The organism is Curtobacterium flaccumfaciens UCD-AKU, assembly GCF_000349565.1.
GTDB lineage: Bacteria > Actinomycetota > Actinomycetes > Actinomycetales > Microbacteriaceae > Curtobacterium > Curtobacterium poinsettiae.
In genome coordinates this window covers 532422-555268 of record NZ_KB714631.1, presented here as the reverse complement: position 1 = coordinate 555268, position 22847 = coordinate 532422, and the positions used below count along the sequence as shown (strand labels likewise).

Sequence of the window (22847 nt, the reverse complement as noted above, 5' to 3'; positions counted from 1 at the left end):
CGGGGCCCGTGCAGTCGGCGCTCCCCGAGCCGACGACACGTTGCGCACCGCCGTCGTCGTCGTCAACTGGAACCGCGCCGACCTGACCACCGCGGCCGTCCGCGCCGTGCTCGACGAGGGCACCGCCGACGACGTCATCGTCGTCGACAACGGGTCGTCGGACGACTCGGTCGCCGTGCTCCGCCAGGCACTGCCGGACGCGACCGTCGTCGCGCGGGACGACAACGGCGGGTTCGCGGCCGGCGCCAACACCGGCATCCGGCACACCGACGCCGACGTCGTCGTGCTCCTGAACAACGACGCCGTGCCCGCGCCGGGCTTCGTCGCGGCGCTCCGCGACCACCTGGCGCACGCCGGGCCCGAGGTCGCGGCGGTGACGGGCCGCATCGTGCTCGCCGGACGCTGGACGGTCCTCCCGGCCGGTGCGGAACCAGCACCCGATGCGCGCGTCATGCGCGACCACGACGGGCGGCGCTGGACGCCGTCGGCGGACGGCGAGGTCCGGCTCAACTCGACCGGCGTCCGCGTCGACCGCGACGGCAACGGCATGGACCGCGACTGGTTCGCGCCCGTCGACCGGGTCGCCGACGTCGACGTCTTCGGGTTCTCCGGCGGCGCCTCCGCGCTGCGGCGCACCGCCCTGGACGACGTCGGCCTGCTCGACGAGTCGCTCTTCATGTACTACGAGGACACCGAGCTCGCCTGGCGGCTCCGCCGCCGCGGCTGGCGCGTCGAGCACGCCGCCGACGCGGTCGTCGAGCACGACCACTCGGCGTCGTCCGGCGTGCAGAGCGACCTGTTCGTCTTCCGGAACGCCCGCAACCGCATCGTCGTCGCCCTCTGGCACGCCCCCTGGCCGACCGTCGCGCGGGCGAGCGTCCGCACGCTGGGCCGCGGTCTGCGCGGGCTGGCCTCCGGTCGCACCCGCCGGGAGGCGCGGCTCGTCCTGGCAGCGTTCGCGGACGTCGCGGGGACCCTGCCGGTCCACCTCGCGCGCCGGCTGCGCGAGACCCGGCGCGCGTCCGTCCCGCGCCGCCGCGTGGACCCGGGCGCATGAGCGCAGCGGGCTATCCTGGACACTCCCCCGTCGACGGCCACGGCCACGACGCCCCCGCCCGGAAGGAACCACGCGTGCCGCAGCTCACCGTCCTCGTCGACGGGACCGCGGTACCGCAGGCGCTCGGCGGCGTCGGACGCTACGTCGAAGGGGTCGTGTCGCACCTGAGCGACCCGTCGCTCGACGTCCACCTGGTCGTCCGTCCCGTGCACGCCGCGCACTTCCGCTCGCTCGCACCGCACGCCACCGTGCACACGGCGCCGGCGTGGACCGACTCGGTACCGCTGCGGTTCCTGTGGGAGCAGACCGGACTGCCGGCACTCGGCCGTCGGCTCGGTGCGCGGGTGCTGCACTCCCCGCACTACACGTTCCCGTTCGGCTGGCGCGGCGGGTCCGTCGTCACGCTGCACGACGCCACGTTCTTCTCGAACCCCGAGTGGCACTCGCGCCTGAAGCGCACCTTCTTCACGTGGTGGAGCCGTCGTTCGCTGCGCACCCGGCCCGTCGTCATCGTGCCGAGCGCGGCCACCGCGACCGAGGCCGCGCGGGTCGTCCGCGGCATCCGTGCCGACGTCCGGGTCGCACCGCTCGGCGTCGACCGCACGGTGTTCCACGAGCCCGACGTCGCCGCGGTCGAGGACGCCCGGATCGCCGCCACCCTGCCCGAGGGCGCTCCGTGGATCGCGTTCCTCGGCACCATCGAACCGCGGAAGAACGTCACCGCGCTGCTCGACGCGTACGCCGCGGTGCGGTCCGCGCGGGCGGCCGGCGGCGCGGACACGCCGTGGCTGGTCCTGTCGGGGGCGCGCGGCTGGGACGAGGCCGCGATCGCACGCCTCGACGCCCTGCAGCCCACCGACCACGTCATCGAGGCGGGGTACCTGCCGCTCGAGGACCTCGCCGGCTTCCTCGGCGGTGCGGAGTTCGTCGTCTACCCGTCCCTGGGCGAGGGCTTCGGCCTGCCCGTGGTCGAGGCGATGGCCTCCGGCGCCTGCGTCCTGACCACCCGGCGGTTGTCGCTGCCCGAGGTCGGTGGCGACGCGGCCGTCTACACCGAGCCCGACGCGACGGCACTGGCCGCCGCGATGACAGCGCTGCTCGACGACCCGGCGCTCGTGGCCTCGCACCGTGCGGCGGCGCTGGCGCGGGCGGACGAGTTCACCTGGGACGCCACCGCCGCCGTGCACGTCGAGGCGTACGAGTCCGTCGGTGGGAGGACGCGGTGATCCGGGTCGCGGTGCTCACGGTCACCTACAACACCGGTGAGACCATCCGGCCGTTCCTGGCGAGCGTCGCCGGCGCCTCGAAGGACCCGGTCGCCGTCGTCATCGCGGACAACGGCTCGGCCGACATCGACGCGCTCCGGGCGATCGGTGAGTCCTACGGCGCCGTCGTGGTGTCCTCCGGCGGCAACCGCGGGTACGGCGGCGGGATCGACGCAGCCCTGAGCGCCCTCGACGACGTACTGCCCGACGTGCGACCGGAGTTCCTGCTCGTGACGAACCCCGACGTGGTGCTCGGCGAGGGCTCGATCGACGAGCTCGTGGCCGCGGCCGACCGGATGCCGTCCGGTGGGTCGTTCGGCCCCCGGATCCTCGACGACCAGGGCGAGACCTACCCGTCCGCCCGGCAGCTCCCCTCGCTCCGGACCGGCCTCGGCCACGCGGCGTTCTCGCGGTTCTGGCCCGCGAACCCGTGGAGCCAGCGGTACTGGTCCACCACGAAGGTCGTCGAACGCGAGGCCGGCTGGCTCTCGGGTGCGTGCTTCCTCATCCGCACCGACCTGTTCCGCCAGCTCGGGGGCTTCGACGAGTCGTACTTCATGTACTTCGAGGACGTCGACCTCGGGCAGCGCATCGGTCGTGCCGGCCAGGCGAACGTGTACGTGCCGTCGTCGGTCGTCACCCACACCGGTGCCCACTCGACGTCGTCCAACCGCCGCCGCATGGAGATCGAGCACCACCGGAGCGCGTACCGGTTCCTGTCGCGGAAGTACCGGGCGTGGTGGCTCTGGCCCCTGCGGGTCGCCCTGCACGCAGGCCTGTCGCTCCGCGCCCGCTGGGTGACGCGCAAGTAGCCCCCGCCCACCGGTACCCCGGTCGCCCAGGTCGCCCAGGTCGCCCAGGTCGCAAAACACCGGTGTCCACGTGTTACACCGCGATCTGGGAGTGTTCGACGTGCGAACACCGGTGTCTTGCGGGTACCCGGCGCCACTAGGCTCGGCGCCGTGCAACGTGATCCCGGACCCTGGCTCGGCTGCGGCCCGATCGACGCCGCCCGCCGCTACTGGACCGGAGCCTTCACGTTCCGCAGCGGCCGTGCGAGCCGCGCCGAGTTCTGGTGGGCACGCGGGGCCGACCTGCTCGTGGTCTGGCTCGTGCTCACCCTCGTGCCGATGATCACCGGTGTCCGGGGCGCCGACGACTCGATGACCGACTTCCAGAACACCCCCGGGTTCCTCGGGATCGGACAGTCCGTCCTGATCCTCGAGGGCAGCGACTACGGATGGCGCATCCTCGCCGAGGGCTCCCCGTCGCAGTGGGTGCTCTTCGCGTGGTGCATCGTCACCGCGATCCCGAACCTGGCACTCGGCGCACGGCGGCTCCGTGACATCGGGACCCCGGCGTGGATGGCGTTCTTCGGCGCCTTCCCGGTCATCGACTGGTTCCTCCTACTCGGCGCGCTCCGACGTAGTTGGCGCCCGACGCTCCCACCGGAACCGGACCCGTCAGGCGCCGAACTCCCTGTCGCCCACCGCGCCGCCTGACCCGCCTGAGCCGAACCCCGCCCGCGCCGGAACCTGGTTCGCGAGGAGTCGGGTCAGGAGCGGAGGCGGGTGCGTTCGGTTCGAGCTGCCTCGAGCAGGACGGCGGCACGGGCGTCGAAGGAGTGCTCGGCGGCGATGTACTCGGCCACGACGGCCCGCTCGGCAGCAGTCGGCCAGGCGTACGACGGGTCCAGCAGCGCGGCGAGTTCGTCGCGGGAGCGCGCGACCGCGAGCGTCGGCACGTCGAGCACGTCGGACAGCCCGGCGACCTCGTCGGTGACGACGACTCCCCCGGACGCCAGCACGTCGAACACCCGGTTCGACACGAAGCCCCCGGCGGCCATGTCCGGCCAGTGGTCGTTGAGCACCACACGCGCCGAGGCGTAGGCCGCCGCGACCTCGGGCCGGGTCAGCGACGATTCGCCGAGCGACTCCGCGGGGACGACCTCGTCCCACCCCGGACCGTGCACGCGCAGGTCGGCACCGAGCCCGACCGCGTCGGACACGATGGGGCGTGCGGCGCCGCGGGTCGAGCCGACGAACACCACGCGGTCGGCATCGGGGCTCGTCGCCGCCCGCGAGCCCGGGTGGAACACCGCGGGGTCGGTCGCCTGCAGCAGCGTCCGGACCGGCACGCCCGAACGATCGGCCGCGGCAGCCGCCCACACCGGACCGGCCGCGAAGGCGACGTCGAACGACCGCAGCTCGGTGTCGGCGACGTCATCAGGGTGGCTGATCACCCAGAGCAGGTTCACCGAGGCGGGGTTCGGCGGCACCCGATCCAGCCCGCGGATCACCAGCGTCACGTCGTCGTCGGCATCGTCGTCGCGCACGTGGGCGTCCCGCCGGTCGATCCGGACGCGCTGCCCGAGGCGTTCGAGGGCACCGGCCAGCTCGGCGGCGAAGTGCACGTCGCCCCACCCGTCGCCCTCCGGCCCGGCAGGCGCGGCGATCTTCAGCGACCAGGCGAGCGTATCGCTGGCGCGACGAGGCGTCTGACGGACCGGGGTCACCGGGCGCGCTCCCCACGGTGGCAACGGCGGCCCGGCGGAGACTGCAGCACCCCGGCCGTCGACCGAGTCCCGTCTCGCGTCCCGCCAGGCCGAGAACGCGTCCACGGTGGCGGCGTCGATCGTCCGCCCGGGTTCAGTGAGTCGGACGGTCTCACCGACGTCCTCCACCAGGATCGTGGGACCCGACTGCGGTCGCTGGCGCACAGCGCACGCGTGCGTCCACCCGACGAGCGTCGTCGGCTCGTCCGTGAGCACGGGCACAGGGACGATCGCGGCCCGGGGCACAGCGAGCACGGGCTGATCGGCACCGAACACCGAGTCCCCCGTGCCGAACGGACGGTCGTCCGACCACGGGAGTGCGCCGGGACGGATGAGCAGTGCACCGTTCCTCGCCGAACCGTCCGCCGTGCGCACCGAGGCCTGCACCAGGCGGTGGACTCCGGTCTCGGCGAGTGCCAGGAGACCGCCGGCATCGATCGTCACCGAGGTGTCGACCAGCAGGAGGACCCGTCCGACCCCGGCGGCGAGGCCGGCGTTGATCGCGGACCCCATGCCGTCCACGGGCACGGTCCGCACCCACGGCAGGCGACGCCCGAACGGGTCGACCGGCGACGCATCGGCGACGTAGCTCACGGCCCGGACGTCAGCGCCACGACCGAAGGCATCGTGGGCGACCGACACCAGCCGGGCGACCTCGGCGTGCCGGTCCGAGCGGGTCGTCACGAGCACCGTGACGTCGTGGTCCAGCCGCGGCAGCGGGTCCGGGAACCCGGCCACGCGGACGACCTCAGCCGTCGTCGCGGGCGCGGGACGGGCCTCCCGGTCGGGGTGGTCGGCAGCCGTCGCGTCGCGACGACGGCGACCGAACCACCCGGAACCGGAGGCCACGGGCGGTGCTAGACGCCGAGGAGTCGCTGGAGGTAGACGCCGTAGCCGCCCTTGACCAGCGGCGCGGCGAGCTCGGCGAGCTGCGCGTCGTCGATCCAGCCGTTGCGCCAGGCGATCTCCTCGATGCACCCGATCTTGAAGCCCTGACGGTCCTCGATGACCTTCACGTACTCCGACGCCTGCATCATCGACTCGAACGTTCCGGTGTCGAGCCACGCCGTGCCGCGGTCGAGGACCTGGACGCCGAGCTCACCGGCCTCGAGGTAGCGCTCGTTGACCGTCGAGATCTCGAGTTCCCCGCGGGCGCTCGGCTCGATGGTCTTGGCGATCTCGATGACCTTGTTGTCGTAGAAGTACAGGCCGGGGACGGCGTAGTTCGACTTCGGCTCGGCCGGCTTCTCCTCGATGGAGACGGCGGTGAAGTCGTCGTCGAACTCCACGACGCCGTACGCCTTCGGGTCGGCCACGTGGTACGCGAAGATCGTCGCGCCGTCGACCTCGGTGTTCTTCCGCAGGTTCGTGCCGAGGCCGGTGCCGTGGAAGATGTTGTCGCCGAGGACGAGCGCGACGCTGTCGTCGCCGATGAACTCCTCACCGATGACGAAGGCCTGGGCGAGACCGTCCGGGGACGGCTGGACGGCGTACTCGATCTCCATGCCGAACGCCGAGCCGTCGCCGAGCAGGGCCCGGAACTGGTCGTTGTACTCCGGGGTCGTGATGACCAGCACCTGTCGGATGCCCGCCATCATCAGGGTCGACAGCGGGTAGTAGACCATCGGCTTGTCGTAGATCGGCATGAGCTGCTTGCTGATGCCCTTGGTGATCGGCCAGAGGCGCGTGCCGGAACCGCCGGCGAGGATGATGCCCTTCATCGCTTTCCCCTTACTTCTTCGTCCGGAGCGATTCGGTGTACGCGACGCACTCCTCGTACGTCGGCAGCAGCCCCTGGGCCGCGGCTTCTTCGAGGGTGGGGGCGCTGGTGTCCTTCTCGGACAGCACCAGCTCGCCGAGACCCTCGGGCAGGTCGAGCCCGACCGTCGGGTCGAGGATGGTGATCCCCTTCTCGCGCTCGGGGTCGTAGTGCGCGCTGACCAGGTAGTTCACCGTCGACTGGTCCTCGAGCGCGACGATCGCGTGGCCGAGCCCCTCGGACAGGTAGACGGCCTTGCGGTCGACGTCGTCGATGCGGACCGAGTCCCACTGGCCGAACGTCGGGGACCCGACGCGGATGTCGACGATGTAGTCGATGAACGCCCCGCGCACGGCGGTGACGTACTTCGCCTGGCTCGGTGCGACGAGGGCGTAGTGGATGCCGCGGGCGACACCGGCCGCGGAGATCGACATGTTCACCTGGCGGAGGTCGAGCGGGTGACCGACGGTCTCCTCGAGGACGTCGGCGCGGTACGCCTCGAGGAATGCTCCTCGTGCGTCGCCGTGCTGGACGGGCGTGAACTCCCACGCGCCAGGGATCTTCAGTTCGCGGATCTGCACCGTGGAAGCCTAGCAAGCCGTGAGTTCGCATAGGCTGTCATGGTTCTGCGCATTGCCGACTCCCGAAACGAGACCAAGCGAGCCCGTGAAGCTATTCGTCCAGATCCCCTGCCTCAACGAGGAGAACACCCTCGCCAGCGTCATCGACTCCATCCCACGGGAGATCGACGGCATCGACGAGATCGAGATCCTGGTGATCAACGACGGCAGCACCGACCGCACCGTCGAGGTCGCCAAGGAGCACGGCGTCAAGCACTTCGTGCACCACACCACGAACATGGGCCTCGCCCGCTCGTTCCGTGACGGCGTCGACTACGCGCTGCTCCACGGTGCCGACATCGTCGTGAACACCGACGGGGACAACCAGTACCCGCAGGCACAGATCGCCGAACTCGTGCAGCCGATCCTGCGGAAGGAAGCCGAGATCGTCATCGGCGACCGGCAGACGCGCACCATCGAGCACTTCTCCGGCTTCAAGAAGGCCATGCAGCGCTTCGGCTCGTGGGTCGCGAGCCGTGCGGCCGGGCTCGACCTGCCCGACGCGGCGAGCGGGTTCCGCGCGTACTCGAAGTACTCGCTCATCCGCCTGAACATCGTGACGCGCTTCAGCTACTGCATGGAGACCATCGTGCAGGCCGGGTACAAGCGCCTGGCGATCGCGTCGGTGCCGATCACGACGAACCCGAAGACCCGCGAGTCGCGGCTCTTCAACAACATCTTCCAGCACATGTTCGAGTCCGGCTCGGCGATCGCCCGCGTCTACCTGATGTACCGGCCGATGGCGCTGTTCCTCTGGGTCGCGGCGGTGCTCGGAGCACTCGGACTCTGGCCGCTCATCCGGTACCTGGTGCTCCTGGCGATGCACACCGGCGGCAACCACCTGCAGTCGATCATCCTCGGTGTCGTCCTGCTCATCACCGCGCTCCTGTCGATCGTCATCGGCGTCGTGGCCGACCTCACCCGCCTGAACCGCACGCTGGCCGAGGAGCAGCTCGACCTGCAGAAACTGCAGCGGTATGGCGACTGACCCGGCGTCGGCGATGCTGAAGGGCCGAACGCGGTTCGCGCTCTGGCTCCGTCGCCCTTCGTCCTGGGTCGAGATCGTCGCCTGGGCCGCGCTCGTGGCGTTCATCGCCTGCACCATCGGGCCCGCGCTGATCGGTCAGGGCACGTTCCTGAACACCGGCATGCTCAGCCGGTACACCCCGTGGGGTGAGTCGCTCGAGACCCTGCGGAACTCGACGAACATCCTGAGCAGTGACACCCTCGACAGCGTCACACCCCAGACGACGCTCCTGGTCAAGCTCGCGCACGAAGGCGTGTTCGGGTCATGGAACCCGTACGTCGCCGGGGGCGTCGAACTCGGCGGCGTGCCGAACTCCGGGGCGTGGTCCCCGCTGTCGCTCCCCTGGTGGATCCTGCCGTTCTCGGCCGCGGCCGGCGCGGTGAAACTCCTCGAGATCGTCGCGATCACGGCCGGCATGTCCCTGCTGCTGCGTCGGTGGGGCGTCCCGCGGGCCGCGTGGCCGATCGCCTCGCTCGTCTTCGCGTCGTCCGGCTTCATGGTCGCGTGGTCGAACTGGCCGCAGACCCGGGTGGCCGCCTTCCTGCCGCTGCTGTTCTGGGCCATCGACCGGGCCGCCGTCGAGCTCCGTGCACGCGACCTGTTCAGCGTCGGCCTCGTCGTCACCGCGATGCTGCTCGGGGGCTTCCCGGCGATCGTCGGCTACGGGCTCTTCGTCGGTGGCCTCTTCTTCCTGGCCCGCACGATCGTGGCCCACCGCGCACTCCGCCAGGTGCTCGTCAGTGCGGGGATGGCCCTCGGCGGGATCGTCCTCGGTGTCCTGCTCGCCGCCTGGCAACTCGTGCCGTTCGCGATCAGCGCCGCGAACGTCGTCGACTTCGGCGGTCGCGGTCAGCGCGGCGGTGCCGGCATCGGGTCCGCGCCCCTGGTGAGTTCCTGGATCCCGGACATCACGTCGCTGGCGAGCACCGGCCGCGCGTGGGGCCTCCGCAACCCGGTCGAGGAGTACTCGTACATCGGCATCGCCGCGGTGGTGCTCATCGCCGCCGCCGTCCTGATCCGCCCGGGTCGACGCGACGCAGCGTCCGCCGGCGGAGCAGCGCCCGCCGTCGACGCAGCGCCCACCACCGCACCGGCGCGCGACGCCGACGCCGCGCTGGTCCGGCGTCGGCAGCGCGGTGTCGTGCCGATCGTCGCGTCGCTGCTGGCGTTCAGCGTCGTGCTGGTGTTCCTCGGCGGCCCGCTCCTGGCCGCGGTCCGGGAACTCCCGGTGTTCGACTCGAGTCCGATCGGTCGAGCGCGTGTCGTCGTGGGCTTCTTCGCCGCGGTGCTCGCCGGCATCGGGTTCGGACGCGTCGTCGAGCCCGAGACGCTGCGCGACGAACTCGCACGGTTCCGCCGTGCCACGCCGCTCCGGCGCGCGGGCCGGATCGCGACGGTCGTCCTCGTCGTGCTGTTCACCGCGTCGGTCGGGCTGCAGACGGCGCTGGCGCTCGACACGGTGCCGGCCGACGTGCTGCACCGGACCAAGCTCCTCGTCCTCGTCACCGGGGTCGTCGGCGCCGGGACGGCCGTCCTCGTCCTCGTTCCGTGGCTCGTGCGGATCCGTGCGCTCCGGATCGCCGCCGCGATGGGCATCGTCGCTGCGGTCTGCGTGCCCGCCGTCGCCGCGACGGTCCGCTGGTGGCCCATCGCGCCGAACTCGACGTTCTACCCGTCGTCGCCGGCGATCGACTACCTGCAGGAGCACGTGTCCGCCCAGGACCGCTTCGCCACCGCCGGCACCGCCACGTTGCCCGGGTCGGCCTCGTACTACGGCATCCGCTCGACCACCGGGCACGCGTTCCAGACGCGGGAGTGGAAGCAGCTCATGCGGACCGTCGACCCGACGACGTACCCGACGGCCACGTACCTGACGTTCGCGCCCGACGAGATGACCCACTTGGTCGACTCCGCCGTCCTCGACCGCGTCGCCACGAAGTACGTCGTCGCCGACCCCTCCGCCCCGATCGCCGGGACCCCCGAGGCCGGCGCCCGCCGTACGGGGTGGACCGACCTGACGACGAGGCGACCGTCCGTCGACGGGCCGAGCAACTCCGGCCCCGTGAACGGTGTGACCCTCACCGGCCCGCCGCAGCTCACGACGTCGGCTCGGGGCATGACCCTCACCGTCGCGATCGTCGCGGACGGCACCGGGAAGACCCTCGCCGAGACCGAGAGCTGGGTGCCCGCCCTCGGCGGCCCCCGCAACGTCGCCGTCGCGGGGTCGAGCATCCCGTCGCGTGTGCAGTGGCACGCCGAGATCACCGTCACCGGGCAGTCGCAGCCGGTCGCGATCGGCACGGGCACCGGCGGGAAGGCCGTCCTGGACACCGTCCGGCCCGTCGCCGGCCAGGGCGTGTCGGTCGTGCACACCGGCGACGCCACGATCTACCAGCGCAGCTCGGCGCTCGACCGGGTGCGGTGGGCGTCCGACCAACGGGTGCTCGCGTCGACGGACAACCGGCTCGCGGCACTCGCCGGGCACGCGCTCTCCGACGACACCGTCGTCCTCAGCACCTCCACCGGCCACCGGGCCGACCGGACGGGTGACGCCGTGGTCCGGCTGCGGCCGAGTGCCCCGAGCGAGACCGTCGCCGACGTCGACGCGACCGGTGGCGGCTGGCTCGTGGTCGCGGATTCGCTCCGGCGTCCGGGCTGGCACGCCACGGTGGACGGCGAGCCGACCGACCTCGTCGCCGCGGACAACGCCGGTGGCGCGGTCTGGGTCCCGCGGGGCTCGCACACCGTCCGGCTGTCCTACTCGGTGCCCGGGCTCACCGCCGGGTGGCTCGTCACGGGCGGGACCGTCGGGATCGCCGTGCTCACGACCGTGACCGTGCTCGTCGTCGGCCGTCGTCGACGTCGACGTGCCCCCACGGCCGACTGAGCCTCGGCCCCGTACAATCGGCTTTCGATCCGACGACCCCGCCGGTGCCGCCATCCGCGTCCCCGTCGACAACGCAAAGGAAGAGACCTCGTGAAGATCCTCGTCACCGGAGGAGCCGGCTTCATCGGCTCGAACTTCGTCCGCCGCACGCTGGAGGACGCGTACCCCGGCCTCGAGGGCGCCGAGGTCGTGGTCTACGACGCGCTGACCTACTCCGGCAACGAAGCGAACCTCGCTCCGGTCGCCGACTCCCCCCGCTACACCTTCGTCCACGGTGACATCCGCGACGCCGCGAAGCTCGACGAGGTCGTCCCGACCGTCGACGCGATCGTGCACTTCGCCGCCGAGTCCCACGTCGACCGCTCGGTCCGCGACTCCGGCATCTTCGTCGAGACCAACGTCGTCGGCACCCAGCGTCTGCTCGACGCGGCACTCCGCCACGGCACCGAGCGCTTCGTGCACGTCTCCACCGACGAGGTCTACGGCTCCATCAGCGAGGGTTCGTGGGACGAGGAACGCCCGCTCGAGCCGAACTCGCCGTACTCGGCGTCGAAGGCCGGCAGCGACCTGCTCGCCCGCAGCTACCACCGCACGCACGGGCTGAACCTCTCGATCACGCGCTGCTCGAACAACTACGGCCCGTACCACTTCCCCGAGAAGGTCATCCCGCTGTTCGTCACCAACCTGATCGACGACGTGCACGTCCCGCTGTACGGCGAGGGCAACAACATCCGCGACTGGCTGCACGTCGACGACCACACCCGCGGCATCGCGATGGTCCTGACCCGCGGCCGCGCCGGCGAGATCTACAACATCGGCGGCGGCACCGAGCTGACCAACAAGGAGCTCACGCAGCTGCTCCTCGACGCCACCGGCAAGGACTGGTCGTACGTCGACCGCGTCGCCGACCGACTCGGGCACGACCTGCGCTACTCGGTCGACATCTCGAAGATCCAGGCCGAGCTCGGCTACGAGCCGCAGGTCCCGTTCGAGCAGGGCCTGACCGACGTCGTGCAGTGGTACCGCGAGAACCGCGCCTGGTGGGAGCCGCTCAAGCAGCGTGCGGCCCTGAGCTGAACCGGCACACCGTGACCAGGTACCTCATCACCGGAGCGGCCGGCATGCTCGGCCAGGACCTCCAGGCCGCGCTCGCGGGCCGCGACGTCACCGCGCTGTCGCGGGCCGACCTCGACATCACCGACCCGGCCGCGGTGGACGCCGCCGTGGCCGGGCACGACGTCGTGGTCAACTCGGCCGCGTACACCAAGGTCGACGACGCGGAAGACCACGAGGACGACGCCCACGCGGTGAACGCGACCGGGCCGAAGCTCCTCGCCGAGGCCGCCGTCCGCCACGGCGCGAAGCTCGTCACCGTGTCGACCGACTACGTGTTCGACGGCAACGGCACGGCGCCCTACGCCGAGGACGCCCCGACCGACCCGATCAACGCCTACGGCCGCACGAAGGCCGCCGGCGAGGCCTTGGTGCGCGCGATCGCCCCGGACACCTCGTACGTCGTCCGCACCGCGTGGATCTACGGCGCACACGGGCCGAACTTCGCCGCGACGATGCTCCGGCTCGCCGGCTCGCACGACACCGTCAGCGTCGTCACCGACCAGGTCGGCCAGCCGACGTGGACCGGCGACCTCGCCGCCCGGATCGTCGAACTCGTCGACGGGGACGCCCCGGCCGGCATCTACCACGGCACGAACGCGGGCCAGGGGTCCTGGTTCGACTTCACGCAGGCCATCTACCGCGAGCTCGGGCTCGACCCGGAGCGCGTCCTGCCCACGGACAGTGCGGCGTTCGTCCGTCCGGCACCGCGTCCGGCGTACAGCGTGCTCGGCCACGACGGCTGGTCGCGCGCCGGCCTCGCGCCGATGCGCGACTGGCGCGAGGCGCTGCACGCCGCCGTCGCGGCGGGTGCGCTGACCGCGTAGGCGCGGCTCTCGGCCAGGAGGCGCGGGTCGGTCCCGGTACGTCGGGAACCCGACCCGCGCCTCCAGACCGCCCACCGACCGCGCCCAGGGGGCGCCGGGACCACCCTGGTAGTGTCGGGCAGCCGAGCGCGGGGCCGGCTCTCGGCCCCTGACCAGGGTCCACGGACCACCGGTCCACGAACCACGACGAGGAGCACAGCACCATGACCACCCTCCACGTCATCGTCGACCAGATCGTCGCTCCCGTGCCGGGCGGCATCGGGCGCTACGCCGAGGAACTGGCGCGGCACCTCGTCGAGCACGCGCCGAGCGGGTGCGAGGTCGCGGGCGTGGTCTCCGCCGTCGGGTCCGACGAGATGGCGCACCTGCGGACGCTCCTGCCGGGGCTGTCCGACCTGCAGCGGCTCCCGCTGCCGCGGCGCGAGCTGTCGCTCGCCTGGCAGGGCGGGTTCGTCGGCGGCATTGCGAAGGGCATGGTGCACGCGCCGAGCGTGCTCGCACCACTGGTCAAGCACGACCGTTTCCAGGACCCGGGTCGGCAGACCGTGGTCACCGTGCACGACGTCGTGCCGTGGACCAACCCCGAGACCCTGACGCCGCGCGGCGTCCACTTCCACAAGGCGATGGTGAAGCGAGCGTGGAAGCACGCCGACGCCGTCGTGGTGCCGACCCACGCCGTCGCGGGGGCCCTGAACGAGATCCACCGCTTCGACGACCGGCTCCGCGTCATCGGCGGCGCCCCGAGCGGACGCCTCCGGCTGCCCGTCGACGCCGACCTGCGCGCGGAACGTCTCGGCCTGCCCGACCGCTACGTGCTCGCGGTCGGCACGCTCGAGCCCCGCAAGGCCCTGGCCTCCCTGATCGAGGCGATGGCCCACCCGGACGCTCCGGCCGACATCCCCCTCGTCATCTCGGGCCCGGACGGCTGGGGAGACGTCGACGTGTACGGCACCGCGGAGCGTGCGGGCCTGTCACGCGACCGGGTGAAGGTCCTCGGCCGCATCGACGACGCAGACCTCGCGGTGGTCTACGACCGCGCGACGGTGTTCGTGTTCCCGAGCCTCGCCGAGGGGTTCGGCCTGCCCGTGATCGAGGCGATGAGCTTCGGTACCCCGGTGATCCACTCCGACGACCCCGCCGTGGCCGAGGTCGCCTCGGACGCCGGGGTCACCGTCGCCCGGTCGCCGCGGGAGTCCTACCCGGCACGACTCGCCCAGGCGGTCTACCAGGTCGTGCACGACCCGAACCTGGCCAGCCGACTGGCGGTGGCGGGTCCGGACCGCGCACGCATGTACGACTGGTCGGACTCCGCGGCGGAGACCTGGCAGCTGCACGCCGACCTCTGACGGTCGGACCGCGTCAGCCCTTGTACGTGTAGGTGCTGACCCAGTCGATGTACAGGTGCCCCGCGTCGCCCCAGTCGCCGACCTGGAACATGTACCGGTGCGCCGTCTTCGGCACATGGCTGGTGACCGTCTTGATCACCTTGCCGTCGAGGCGGTAGCGGACGGACTTCCCGGGGATCCACTCGATCGAGTACGTGTGCCACGACCGCCAGGAGACACCGGTGCCCACGCTCACCGCGTTCGCCTCCTGTCCCGCGATCATCGAGTGGTGGTGCAGCATCGGCTGCTGGTCGAAGTTGGCTTCGGGGTAGTCGATCTCCCCGTCGGCCCAGCGGTCGGACGACGGCCAGAGCATGAAGGCCGCGCCGTTGCCGGCACCACCGGTCGCCTTGGCGCGGACGATGAACTTCCCGCCCTTGTGGCCCCAGGCGCCCGTCGGCGTGCCGAAGGTGCCGGCGGCGCCGTGCTTGCCGTCGAGCTTGACGTCCATGTACCCGTGGTGCGAGCTGATCTGCGACCCCGAGTAGTACATGCCGCCGGTGCCGTCCGGGTACGGCTGCCACGACCTCGCGTACTGCTTCGCGAAGGCCCCCTTGGCGCTGGCCGGGGTGCTGAACTGCTCGCGGAAGGTCTGCTTGAACTTCCCGACGTCGCCGAGCGGTGCCGAGCTGGCGGTCGCTGCGGTCCCCTGGCCGAGCGGGCCGGCGACGAGTGCTGCTCCGAGGAGCACGACGGCGAGTGCGGCTCTCCTGGTGGCGCGTTCCTGCATGGGCTCGGTCACTCCCTGACGTGACGGTTCGCACCCGTTCGGTGTGGGTGCCGGGCGACCGGATCTCGGCTGCCCGGCGTTCACGGTAGTTGCTGTCCACGATGTGCGTCCGGGGGTTGACACAGCTGCGTACCCCCAGTGCGCGGGCCTTGCACGATGACCGAACCGTCGGCTGGGAGTCCTGGTCAGAGCGCGTGGCGCGACCGGGAGCCCCGTCGACTCGAGCAGGGGTCGTCGTCTGCGCCGTCCGATCAGGGCCGGGCGCGACGACGACGCATGACGAGCGCGACCACGACGGCTGCCAGCACCGCGACGACGACGACCACGGCCGCGACCTCGGCGACGTGCACCGAGGTGAGCATGGAGTCGTACTGCGACTTCGTCGAGACGAAGCCCCGTTCAGCAGGGCCGAACCAGCCGGACACCGGGTTCAACGGACCGGCGGCGTGCAGGGCGAACCCGCAGACCACCGCGGCGACCACGGCGATCACGGCGAGGACGAGGACGGGGACGGCGCGGCGCATCCCGCTACCGTAGCGCGGCCCTGGACCCGATCGCGGCCCCGCCCTGCCCCGCGCCGCCCTGCCCGTCAGAGTGCGTCGCGGAGGCGCGCAGCCTTCTCCTCGACCAGGCGCTCGAGCCCGTCGGCGTACTCCGTCAGCCGAGCGGCGACGGCCGGCTCCGAGGAACCGATGATGCGCGCCGCCAACAGACCGGCATTGGCGGCACCGTTGATCGCCATCGTCGCCACCGGGATGCCCGCCGGCATCTGCACGATCGAGAGCAGCGAGTCGAGGCCGTCCAGGCGCGCGAGCTGCACCGGGACGCCGATCACCGGCAGCGTGGTCATCGAGGCCACCATGCCGGGCAGGTGTGCTGCGCCGCCGGCCCCGGCGATGACGACCCGGATGCCGCGCTCGGCGGCGGCGCGGGCGAAGCGGGTCATCTTGTCCGGGGTGCGGTGCGCCGACACGACGTCCGCCTCGAACGGGATGCCGAGTTCGGAGAGGATCTCCGCCGCGGCCCGCATGGTCGGCCAGTCGGAGTCCGACCCCATGATGATCGAGACGAGCGGCTGTGCGGGTGCGGCGGTGTCGGTCACGCGACGAGCCTAGCCGAGCAGGACCCGCCGCCAGGTGTCGCCGTCGTGGCCGATCGTGCGGTCCTCGGCGACCCAGCGCGCAGCGCGCTCGTCCGGTCGGCCACGTTCGACAGCGGTCCGCACGGCGTCCCGCCACGCTCCGACGTCATCCGGGACGGCCACGGCGCCGTGCGCCCGTGCCACCGCGTACGACGGCCGGTCCGAGACCACGGCGGGCAGTCCGAGCGCGGTGTACTCCAGGAACTTCAGGTCGCTCTTCGCGCGGTTGAACTCCTCGTCGCGCAGGGGTGCGACACCCGCTCGCCAGCGCTCCCGGTGCGCCACGAGCCAGCGGGAGAAGGCCGGGTAGTGCCCGTCGGGGACGACGACCCGGCGGAACCAGTCCGCGCCGCCCTCGTCCGTCACGCCTATGACCTCGAGCCGGACCGGGGTGCCGTCCGCAGTGGCGAGGTCGGCGAAGACGTCACGGAGCAGTTCGAGGTCGGCGGCGTGGGTGAGCGTGCCCATGTACAGCACCCGGTGCTCCCCCTCGGGGCGCTCGTCGTCATCGTCGTCCGTCGGGCCGGCGGTCCAGATCTCCGGGTCGAGGGCGTTCGGCACGACGACGACGTCCCGCGCGACCGGACGGACGACGTCGGCGAGTTCGGGCGTGCTCACGACGACGGTGTCGGCACCCCGCACCAGGGCGTCGATCGAGGCGAGCCGGTCGGGGTCGTACTCGGCACGGGCCAGTCGTTCGCGCCCGGAATCGGTGAAGAAGTCGTCGTCGACCTCGGCCACGACGCGGATCCCCCGGGCCGCGGCGGCCGCCAGGAAGGGCTGCACGTCGTCACGCGGCAGGATGTCACGCTGCACCAGGAGTGCGGCGTACGGCGTCGTGTCGGAGCCGTCGACGAACGCGGCCGGGTCCACCTGACGGGCCTCGGCGGTGCCGCTCGACGCCAGGTGCTCGGTGCGCCGGACGACACGGACGTGTGCCGAGGCCGGGTGCGCGCCCCCACCGCCGGCGACGACGTACCCGAGCACGGGCAGGGGCACCGGCTGCGGTGGGGCCCCGACGAGCACACGGCGCAGGCGTCGGGCGACCCGGCGGACGAGATCACGCGGCATGCGTCCATCCTCTCGCACCCGGAACCTCGCACCGGACGCCGAGCGCCGCCTCAGCGCACCCGCACCGTCCGGCACGTTGACGCCGTGCGGTCCGCTCCGGTCCCGGTGTTGTGCGCGACCGCGCAGACCGTGTGCTTGCCGGCCGCCACCCGGACCGTGCCCGCGAAGCCGTGCGAACGGCCGGAGCCCCAGGTCGCGTCCACGTCGGCACGCTTCCGGCCGGCGTCCAGTGACGTCACCCGTCTGCCGTCGACCGTGATCGCCACCCGGGTCGCCGCGGTCACCGCGTCGCCGTCGAACGCCCAGCCGCGCACGGCGATGCCGCGGGCCACGGCCGTGGCGGACTCGAGCCCGGCGTAGGGGTCGTGCCGGTAGGCGCGGACGGTCGAGCAGCCGAGCGCGGTGTCCGATCCGGCGCCGATGTTCACCGCGGTGACGCAGACACGGCGAGCGCCGGCCGCGGTGGGCAGCACGACGTCGAAACCGTGGGTCGCGCCGACACCGGCACGGGCGTCGACGTCGGGACGGTCGAGCCCGGCGGTGGCGACGCCGGCCGCGGCCCCGTCCACGGTGGCACGGACCCGCACGGGCTGCGTGGGGTCGTCCTCGTCGTAGGCCCACCCGGACACGCGGACGCCGCCGCCGGTGCCGGCGACGGCCTCGAGCGACCCACGGGGTGTCATGTCGGCAGCGGGTGCCCCCAGGCGGGCGTTCGCGACGAGGGCCTGTGCGTAGGCCGAGAACCACTTGCCGGCGGCCGGGGCACCGTTGCAGGTGCCGTCGCTCGCACCGGGGGTCTTCACCCACAGCAGGGCGTCGAGCGCCGTGCCGTCGGACACCACCCGGGGCGAGGTACCGAGCCCGGCGCCGGGTCCGTTGCACCACGTGCCGCGCCAGCCCTGCCCGTTGCGCGAGGTGTCGATCACGTAGTGGGAACCCCCGGTCGCGGCGGACACCTTCTGCGCGTACGCCTGCTCCTGGGCGGTCGGGTAGTAGTTCGCGACGTTCGTGAAGAAGCCGCGGGCCTGCTGCACCCCCGCGCTGTTCAGTCGCGATGCCATCAGTGCGGGCTGCACCCAGTTCGAGTTGCCGGCGTCCAGGTACGCGGGGACCCCGGCAGCGGTCAGGCCGGCGACGGTGCGGGAGAGGATCCGGTAGCGCTGCTCGTCGAGCGCCGTGCTGCACTTGGCGTTGCTGAGCATCGCGAGCGAGTCCGGTTCGACGACGACGGCTGCACGGTGCCCGGTGAGCGCCGCGGTGACCTGGTCGACCCAGTCGTCGTAGGAACGCTCGTCGAACCCGCCGGCCGAGTACCCGCCGCAGTCACGGTCGGGGATCGCGTAGAGCACGAACACGGGGGTGGTGCCGGACTGCTCGGCCCCGGTCAGGGCGGTGCTGATGGTCTTGGTCAGCTGTGTCCCCTGCGTCCAGTCGCCGAGCCAGGTGGCGACGGGGTAGCGGGCGATGGTCCCGGCCGCCGCGGCACCGGCCGGATCGGTGGCTGCGAGGGCGGTCTGGGCCTTCGCCGCCTCGCTCGTGGGCGACCGGTACGGCCCGGCGCCGTAGAGCGACGCGGACGTCGCCGAGCGGATGGCGGAAGCCGAGGTCGCTGCCGACGCGGTCGCGGTCGGCAGCAGGCCGGCGACGGCAGCGACGAGGGCGACTGCGGCGGCGCAGACGGCGGTACGGCGCGGACGGCGGCGCATGGAGACTCCCCTGGACGTGTGTTCCCTGACTGCTCCAGGAGAACACGCGTTCCCGTCCCCCACCAGCCTCCCGAGCGGGTGCCACCCGAGGGGGTGTCCGCAGACCGGCCGACAAGTGCGTCCCGTGTCGTCATCCGGTCACGTCGAGGACGCGACCTCAGTCGTCGAAGTGGGCAGCGGCCGCGCGAGCGCGGTAGACGACGTCGTCGACGTCGTCACCGAGCACCGTGACGTGCCCGATCTTCCGCCCGGCCCGGGGCGCCTTGCCGTAGAAGTGGTACTTGGCCTCGGGGAAGGCCTGGAGTGCGGCTGGGTACCGGGCGGCGAGGTCGCCGTCGGCGGGTCCGCCGAGCACGTTGACCATGACGGACGCCGGGGCGAACGAGCCGGTGGCACCGAGCGGCAGGTCGAGGACGGCACGCAGGTGCTGCTCGAACTGGCTCGTGGTGGCGCCGTCGATGGTCCAGTGCCCGGTGTTGTGCGGACGCATCGCGAGCTCGTTGATCAGGATGCGCTCGTCGTCGGTCTGGAACAGCTCGACGGCGAGCACACCGGTGACCCCGAGTTCCTCGGCGATGCGGACGGCGATCGACTCGGTCAGGTCGGCGATCCGGCCGGCGCTGTCCGGGGCCGGAGCGATGACCTCGGCGCAGACGCCGTCGCGCTGCACGGTCTCGACGAGCGGCCAGGCGACGACCTGCCCGGAGGGGCGGCGTGCCACGGACTGCGCGAGTTCGCGGGTGAAGGGGACGAGCTCCTCGACCAGGAGGGCCTGGTCGCCGCCGGCCTCGGCCACGGCGATGAACCAGTCGTCGACCTCGGCGGCGTCGGAGACGACCCGGACACCCTTGCCGTCGTACCCGCCCCGCGGGGTCTTGACGACGGCTCGGCCACCGTGGTCGGCCAGGAACCCGCGGAGCTCGTCGGGGTCGTGCACGGCCGCCCAGTCGGGCACCGGCAGGCCGAGGTCGCTCAGCCGGCGACGCATCGTGATCTTGTCCTGCGCGACGGCCAGCGCGTCGGGGCCGGGGTGGACCGCCACGCCCGCGTCGACCAGCGTGCGCAGAACGTCCTGGGGCACGTGTTCGTGGTCGAAGGTGACGACGTCGACCTGTCGGGCGAACTCGAGCACCGTGGCGGCGTCGTGGTAGTCACCCTCGGCGGTGGCGGCGATGCTCGCCGACATGCCCGGCCCCTCGGCGAGCACCCGGATGTCGATCCCCAGTTCGACCGCGGCCGGCACCATCATCCGTGCCAGCTGTCCCCCACCGATGACCCCGACGCGCAACGCCATGCTGTGTGATCCTTCCGGCGCTCCCACCGCGCGGTGGGAACGCGTTGTCTACAATCGCTGTTCGGGTCGTGCTCTGGACGACCGGTCACAACTCTACGGATCCTGGAGGGCTCGTGCGGCGCCTCATCGCCCAGCTGGCACGCTTCGGCGTCGTCGGTGCCGTCGGCTTCGTCGTGGACACCACGGTGTTCAACGTGCTGCGCATCACCGTCCTGAACCCCGAGGACGTCCACTCGGGCCCGTTCTGGGCGAAGGTCATCTCCACCGTCGTGGCGATCTTCGTCAACTGGATGGGCAACCGGTACTGGACGTTCCGTGAGCAGCGTCGCGCCGTGGCCACCCGCGAGGGTGTCGAGTTCGTCGTCGTCTCGCTCGGCGGCATGGTCATCGCCCTCGCCTGCCTCGGGGTCTCGCACTACGCCATGGGGCTCACCTCGGTGCTCGCCGACAACGTCGCGAACATCGTCGGGCTCGTGCTCGGCACGGTCTTCCGGTTCTGGCTCTACAAGGTCTGGGTCTACCACCCCGAGCGCACCGCCACGCAGCCGGCCACCGCCGACGAGTCGGTGTCCGACGGGCCGCGGGTCCCCCACGACGCCTGACCTAGGATCGGTGGGGTGACGGCCGAGACGACCACCACCCCTGCTCCACCCCGCACCGCGCGCTGGGAACGTGTCGCGATCGCGGTGATCACGGCGACCTTCGGGCTGTGGCTCGTGGCGTGGGCGTTGATCGTCCCGGTGTTCGAAGCGCCCGACGAGACCGCGCACATCGACGCCTCGGTGCACCTCGCCCTCGGCGACGCGTGGGCGGCCCCCGGCGAGCTGTTCGTCACCAACGCCGTGCAGGCCGCCAAGGTCGAGCAGGCGACGAAGCCGTCCGACGAGTGGTCGACGGTGGGCGAGTTGCTGCAGAACGCCCCCGGCCCCTCGGCGACGGTCAACCAGATGACCCAGCACCCGCCGACCGCCTACCTGGCCGGAGCCGCCGTGCTCCGTGCCGTCGACTTCGGCGAGCTCCGCTGGGACCACGCGTTCATCGCCCTCCGCCTGGCCGACGTGCTGGCCGTGACCGCGCTGCCGCTGCTCGCCTGGGCGTCGGTGCGCCGGGTGACCCGCAGCCCCCGCGCCGCGCTGATCGGCGCCCTCGCCGTGTTCGCGACGCCCGAGCTCGCGTCCATCGGCTCGTCGTTCTCCAACGACGCCCCCGTCCTGCTCGTCGCCGGGATCGTCGTCTGGCTCGCCACGCGTCTGCTCACCGGGGACACCCGCTGGCGCACCACGATCGCACTGGCTGCGGTCCTCGGGGCCCTGGTCTGGATCAAGGGCACGGGGTTGCCGGCGGTGCCGTTCGTCGCGGTGGTGGTGCTGTTCGCCGGCGCCGGGGTGCTGTCCCTGCGGCAACGGATCGTGCGCTCGGTCGTCGCGATGGCGGTCTCCGGCGGCGTCGGCGCGTGGTGGTGGCTGCACAACCTGGTGTCGTACGGGCGGATCCAGCCGAACGGCTACACGGCCATGCGGCCCCCGAAGGACTTCCCGCCGGGTGAGAGCCCCACGCTCGGGCACTTCCTCGACGTCAGCTGGGGCACCCTCGCCCGCACGTTCTGGGGCAGCTTCGGCGGCCGGGCACAGGTCACGATCGGCGATCTGCTCACCGCCGTCCTCACCCTGGTCGCCCTCGTGGTGCTCGTCGGCTGGGCGTTCCGCCGCGGCCCGGACCTGCGGACGGCGCTCTGCCTCGCGGTGTTCCCGGCGCTCCTGATCGGCATCCAGAACCGCACGAGCGCGCACTCGTACCTGACCACCACCGAGGTCGCCGCCACCCAGGGCCGGTACTACTTCCCCGCGATCGTCTGCCTGATCGTGCTGAGCGCGCTCGCGTGGCGGCGGCTGGTACCGGCTGGCCGGGCACGCGCCTGGGTCGCGCTGGCGCTGGCCGTCGTGCTGCCCGCCGTGGGCGTGTACGGCTTCGCGGTGGCGTCCGCCTGGTTCTGGAACGCGGCGGTGTTCCCGGTGACGGGGCGTGGGCTGCTGCGCTACTCCGAGATCGGCCCGGTGCCACCCGCGGTGCTCGTGGTCGTCGTGGCGCTGGTCGCGGTGGGCCTCGTCGCCTCGGTCGTGCAGGTCGCGCGCGCCGACCGTCGCGCCCTGTCGACGACGGTTCCCGTCCGCTGACACGCCCGGCCGCGGAGCGCCGGGCGGGCACGACGTGCCGCAGGCGCGGCCCCGAGGGGTCGCGAACCGTCGTCTGGAGCGTCTCCAGGCGACACTTCGTGACCACTCGGCGGACGGCGCACGGCGCGGGTTGGACGCCCCTGCGAGACGGACGGGAGGCCCGGTGCCAGCTGGCACGGGCCTCCCGTCCGTCGCCAGGCGCGCCACGGCCGCCCGGTGTGCAGAAGACGTCGGGTC

20 protein-coding genes are annotated in these 22847 nt (G+C 72.3%); 11 read left to right on the top strand and 9 right to left on the bottom strand.

Features of this window, described 5'->3' with window-relative positions:
• The first annotated feature begins 40 nt into the window (after window positions 1–40).
• From H489_RS36175 to H489_RS37170, 4 genes are all read left to right on the top strand, one after another.
• Window positions 41–1057: a glycosyltransferase family 2 protein gene (locus H489_RS36175; protein WP_017888788.1), complete on the top strand. Its 1017-nt coding sequence runs from the start codon at window positions 41–43 to the stop codon at window positions 1055–1057.
• Window positions 1058–1131: 74 nt separating this feature from the next.
• Window positions 1132–2283 carry a glycosyltransferase family 4 protein gene (locus H489_RS36170; RefSeq protein WP_017888787.1) on the top strand — a complete coding sequence of 384 codons (1152 nt, stop codon included), beginning with the start codon at window positions 1132–1134 and terminating at the stop codon, window positions 2281–2283.
• Window positions 2280–3134 (top strand): glycosyltransferase family 2 protein, encoded by an 855-nt coding sequence (locus tag H489_RS36165; RefSeq protein WP_017888786.1) that lies wholly within the window; start codon window positions 2280–2282, stop codon window positions 3132–3134. Before H489_RS36170 ends, H489_RS36165 begins: the two co-directional genes overlap by 4 nt.
• Window positions 3135–3284: 150 nt before the next feature.
• Entirely contained in the window at window positions 3285–3824 is a 540-nt protein-coding gene (locus H489_RS37170; protein ID WP_017888785.1) for a DUF805 domain-containing protein, read from the top strand.
• Window positions 3825–3877: 53 nt separating this feature from the next.
• Here the strand turns inward: H489_RS37170 and H489_RS36155 are convergent, their stop codons facing one another.
• Genes H489_RS36155 through H489_RS36145 form a run of 3 tightly spaced genes read right to left on the bottom strand, consistent with a single transcriptional unit; the run spans window position 3878 to window position 7216 of the window.
• Window positions 3878–5725 (bottom strand): glycosyltransferase, encoded by a 1848-nt coding sequence (locus H489_RS36155; protein WP_017888784.1) that lies wholly within the window; start codon window positions 5723–5725, stop codon window positions 3878–3880.
• 8 nt (window positions 5726–5733) lie between these two features.
• On the bottom strand, window positions 5734–6597 hold the full coding sequence (rfbA, locus tag H489_RS36150; protein WP_017888783.1) for a glucose-1-phosphate thymidylyltransferase RfbA: 864 nt from the start codon (window positions 6595–6597) through the stop codon (window positions 5734–5736).
• Window positions 6598–6607: 10 nt separating this feature from the next.
• Window positions 6608–7216: a dTDP-4-dehydrorhamnose 3,5-epimerase family protein gene (locus H489_RS36145; protein ID WP_017888782.1), complete on the bottom strand. Its 609-nt coding sequence runs from the start codon at window positions 7214–7216 to the stop codon at window positions 6608–6610.
• 85 nt (window positions 7217–7301) lie between these two features.
• Here H489_RS36145 and H489_RS36140 point away from each other — a divergent pair, with 85 nt between their 5' ends.
• The 5 genes from H489_RS36140 to H489_RS36120 all read left to right on the top strand — a co-directional run bounded on the left by H489_RS36140 (window position 7302) and on the right by H489_RS36120 (window position 14455).
• Entirely contained in the window at window positions 7302–8243 is a 942-nt protein-coding gene (locus tag H489_RS36140) for a glycosyltransferase family 2 protein (RefSeq protein WP_017888781.1), read from the top strand.
• On the top strand, window positions 8233–11169 hold the full coding sequence (locus H489_RS36135; protein WP_017888780.1) for a hypothetical protein: 2937 nt from the start codon (window positions 8233–8235) through the stop codon (window positions 11167–11169). Before H489_RS36140 ends, H489_RS36135 begins: the two co-directional genes overlap by 11 nt.
• A 90-nt stretch (window positions 11170–11259) precedes the next feature.
• On the top strand, window positions 11260–12246 hold the full coding sequence (gene rfbB, locus H489_RS36130; RefSeq protein WP_017888779.1) for a dTDP-glucose 4,6-dehydratase: 987 nt from the start codon (window positions 11260–11262) through the stop codon (window positions 12244–12246).
• An 11-nt stretch (window positions 12247–12257) separates the two neighbouring features.
• Window positions 12258–13109, top strand: coding sequence for a dTDP-4-dehydrorhamnose reductase (gene rfbD / locus H489_RS36125; RefSeq protein WP_017888778.1), 852 nt, complete (start codon window positions 12258–12260; stop codon window positions 13107–13109).
• Between the two features lie 203 nt (window positions 13110–13312).
• On the top strand, window positions 13313–14455 hold the full coding sequence (locus tag H489_RS36120; RefSeq protein WP_017888777.1) for a glycosyltransferase family 4 protein: 1143 nt from the start codon (window positions 13313–13315) through the stop codon (window positions 14453–14455).
• 13 nt (window positions 14456–14468) lie between these two features.
• Here H489_RS36120 and H489_RS36115 read toward each other — a convergent pair whose 3' ends face one another.
• From H489_RS36115 to H489_RS36100, 6 genes are all read right to left on the bottom strand, one after another.
• Entirely contained in the window at window positions 14469–15236 is a 768-nt protein-coding gene (locus H489_RS36115) for a family 16 glycosylhydrolase (RefSeq protein ID WP_017888776.1), read from the bottom strand.
• Between the two features lie 239 nt (window positions 15237–15475).
• A complete protein-coding gene (locus H489_RS36110) occupies window positions 15476–15748 on the bottom strand; it encodes a hypothetical protein (protein ID WP_017888775.1) in 273 nt (90 codons plus the stop codon).
• 65 nt (window positions 15749–15813) lie between these two features.
• Entirely contained in the window at window positions 15814–16281 is a 468-nt protein-coding gene (gene purE, locus H489_RS36105; protein ID WP_081612388.1) for a 5-(carboxyamino)imidazole ribonucleotide mutase, read from the bottom strand.
• A gap of 54 nt (window positions 16282–16335) precedes the next feature.
• Window positions 16336–17436: a glycosyltransferase gene (locus H489_RS37165; protein WP_017888773.1), complete on the bottom strand. Its 1101-nt coding sequence runs from the start codon at window positions 17434–17436 to the stop codon at window positions 16336–16338.
• A 50-nt stretch (window positions 17437–17486) separates the two neighbouring features.
• Complete coding sequence (locus H489_RS37160; protein ID WP_051067421.1) at window positions 17487–19142, bottom strand: glycoside hydrolase family 6 protein; 1656 nt, start codon at window positions 19140–19142, stop codon at window positions 17487–17489.
• Between the two features lie 157 nt (window positions 19143–19299).
• Window positions 19300–20436 carry a 5-(carboxyamino)imidazole ribonucleotide synthase gene (locus H489_RS36100; RefSeq protein WP_017888772.1) on the bottom strand — a complete coding sequence of 379 codons (1137 nt, stop codon included), beginning with the start codon at window positions 20434–20436 and terminating at the stop codon, window positions 19300–19302.
• A 113-nt stretch (window positions 20437–20549) separates the two neighbouring features.
• On the opposite strand from H489_RS36100, the gene H489_RS36095 reads away from it, so the two are divergent.
• Window positions 20550–21038, top strand: a complete 489-nt coding sequence (locus tag H489_RS36095; protein ID WP_017888771.1) for a GtrA family protein — start codon at window positions 20550–20552, stop codon at window positions 21036–21038.
• A gap of 15 nt (window positions 21039–21053) precedes the next feature.
• The gene (locus tag H489_RS36090) at window positions 21054–22610 is read left to right on the top strand and encodes a DUF2142 domain-containing protein (RefSeq protein ID WP_040420066.1); all 1557 of its coding nucleotides are present in this window, start codon (window positions 21054–21056) and stop codon (window positions 22608–22610) included.
• Window positions 22611–22847: the final 237 nt, after the last annotated feature.

Coding starts and splice junctions, on each gene's coding strand:
- rfbA (WP_017888783.1), bottom strand. CDS start 6,597: ATGAAGGGCATCATCCTCGCCGGCGGTTCCGGCACGCGCCTCTGGCCG.
- H489_RS36135 (WP_017888780.1), top strand. CDS start 8,233: ATGGCGACTGACCCGGCGTCGGCGATGCTGAAGGGCCGAACGCGGTTC.
- H489_RS36120 (WP_017888777.1), top strand. CDS start 13,313: ATGACCACCCTCCACGTCATCGTCGACCAGATCGTCGCTCCCGTGCCG.
- H489_RS36110 (WP_017888775.1), bottom strand. CDS start 15,748: ATGCGCCGCGCCGTCCCCGTCCTCGTCCTCGCCGTGATCGCCGTGGTC.
- purE (WP_081612388.1), bottom strand. CDS start 16,281: ATGGGGTCGGACTCCGACTGGCCGACCATGCGGGCCGCGGCGGAGATC.
- H489_RS37165 (WP_017888773.1), bottom strand. CDS start 17,436: ATGCCGCGTGATCTCGTCCGCCGGGTCGCCCGACGCCTGCGCCGTGTG.
- H489_RS37160 (WP_051067421.1), bottom strand. CDS start 19,142: ATGCGCCGCCGTCCGCGCCGTACCGCCGTCTGCGCCGCCGCAGTCGCC.
- H489_RS36100 (WP_017888772.1), bottom strand. CDS start 20,436: ATGGCGTTGCGCGTCGGGGTCATCGGTGGGGGACAGCTGGCACGGATG.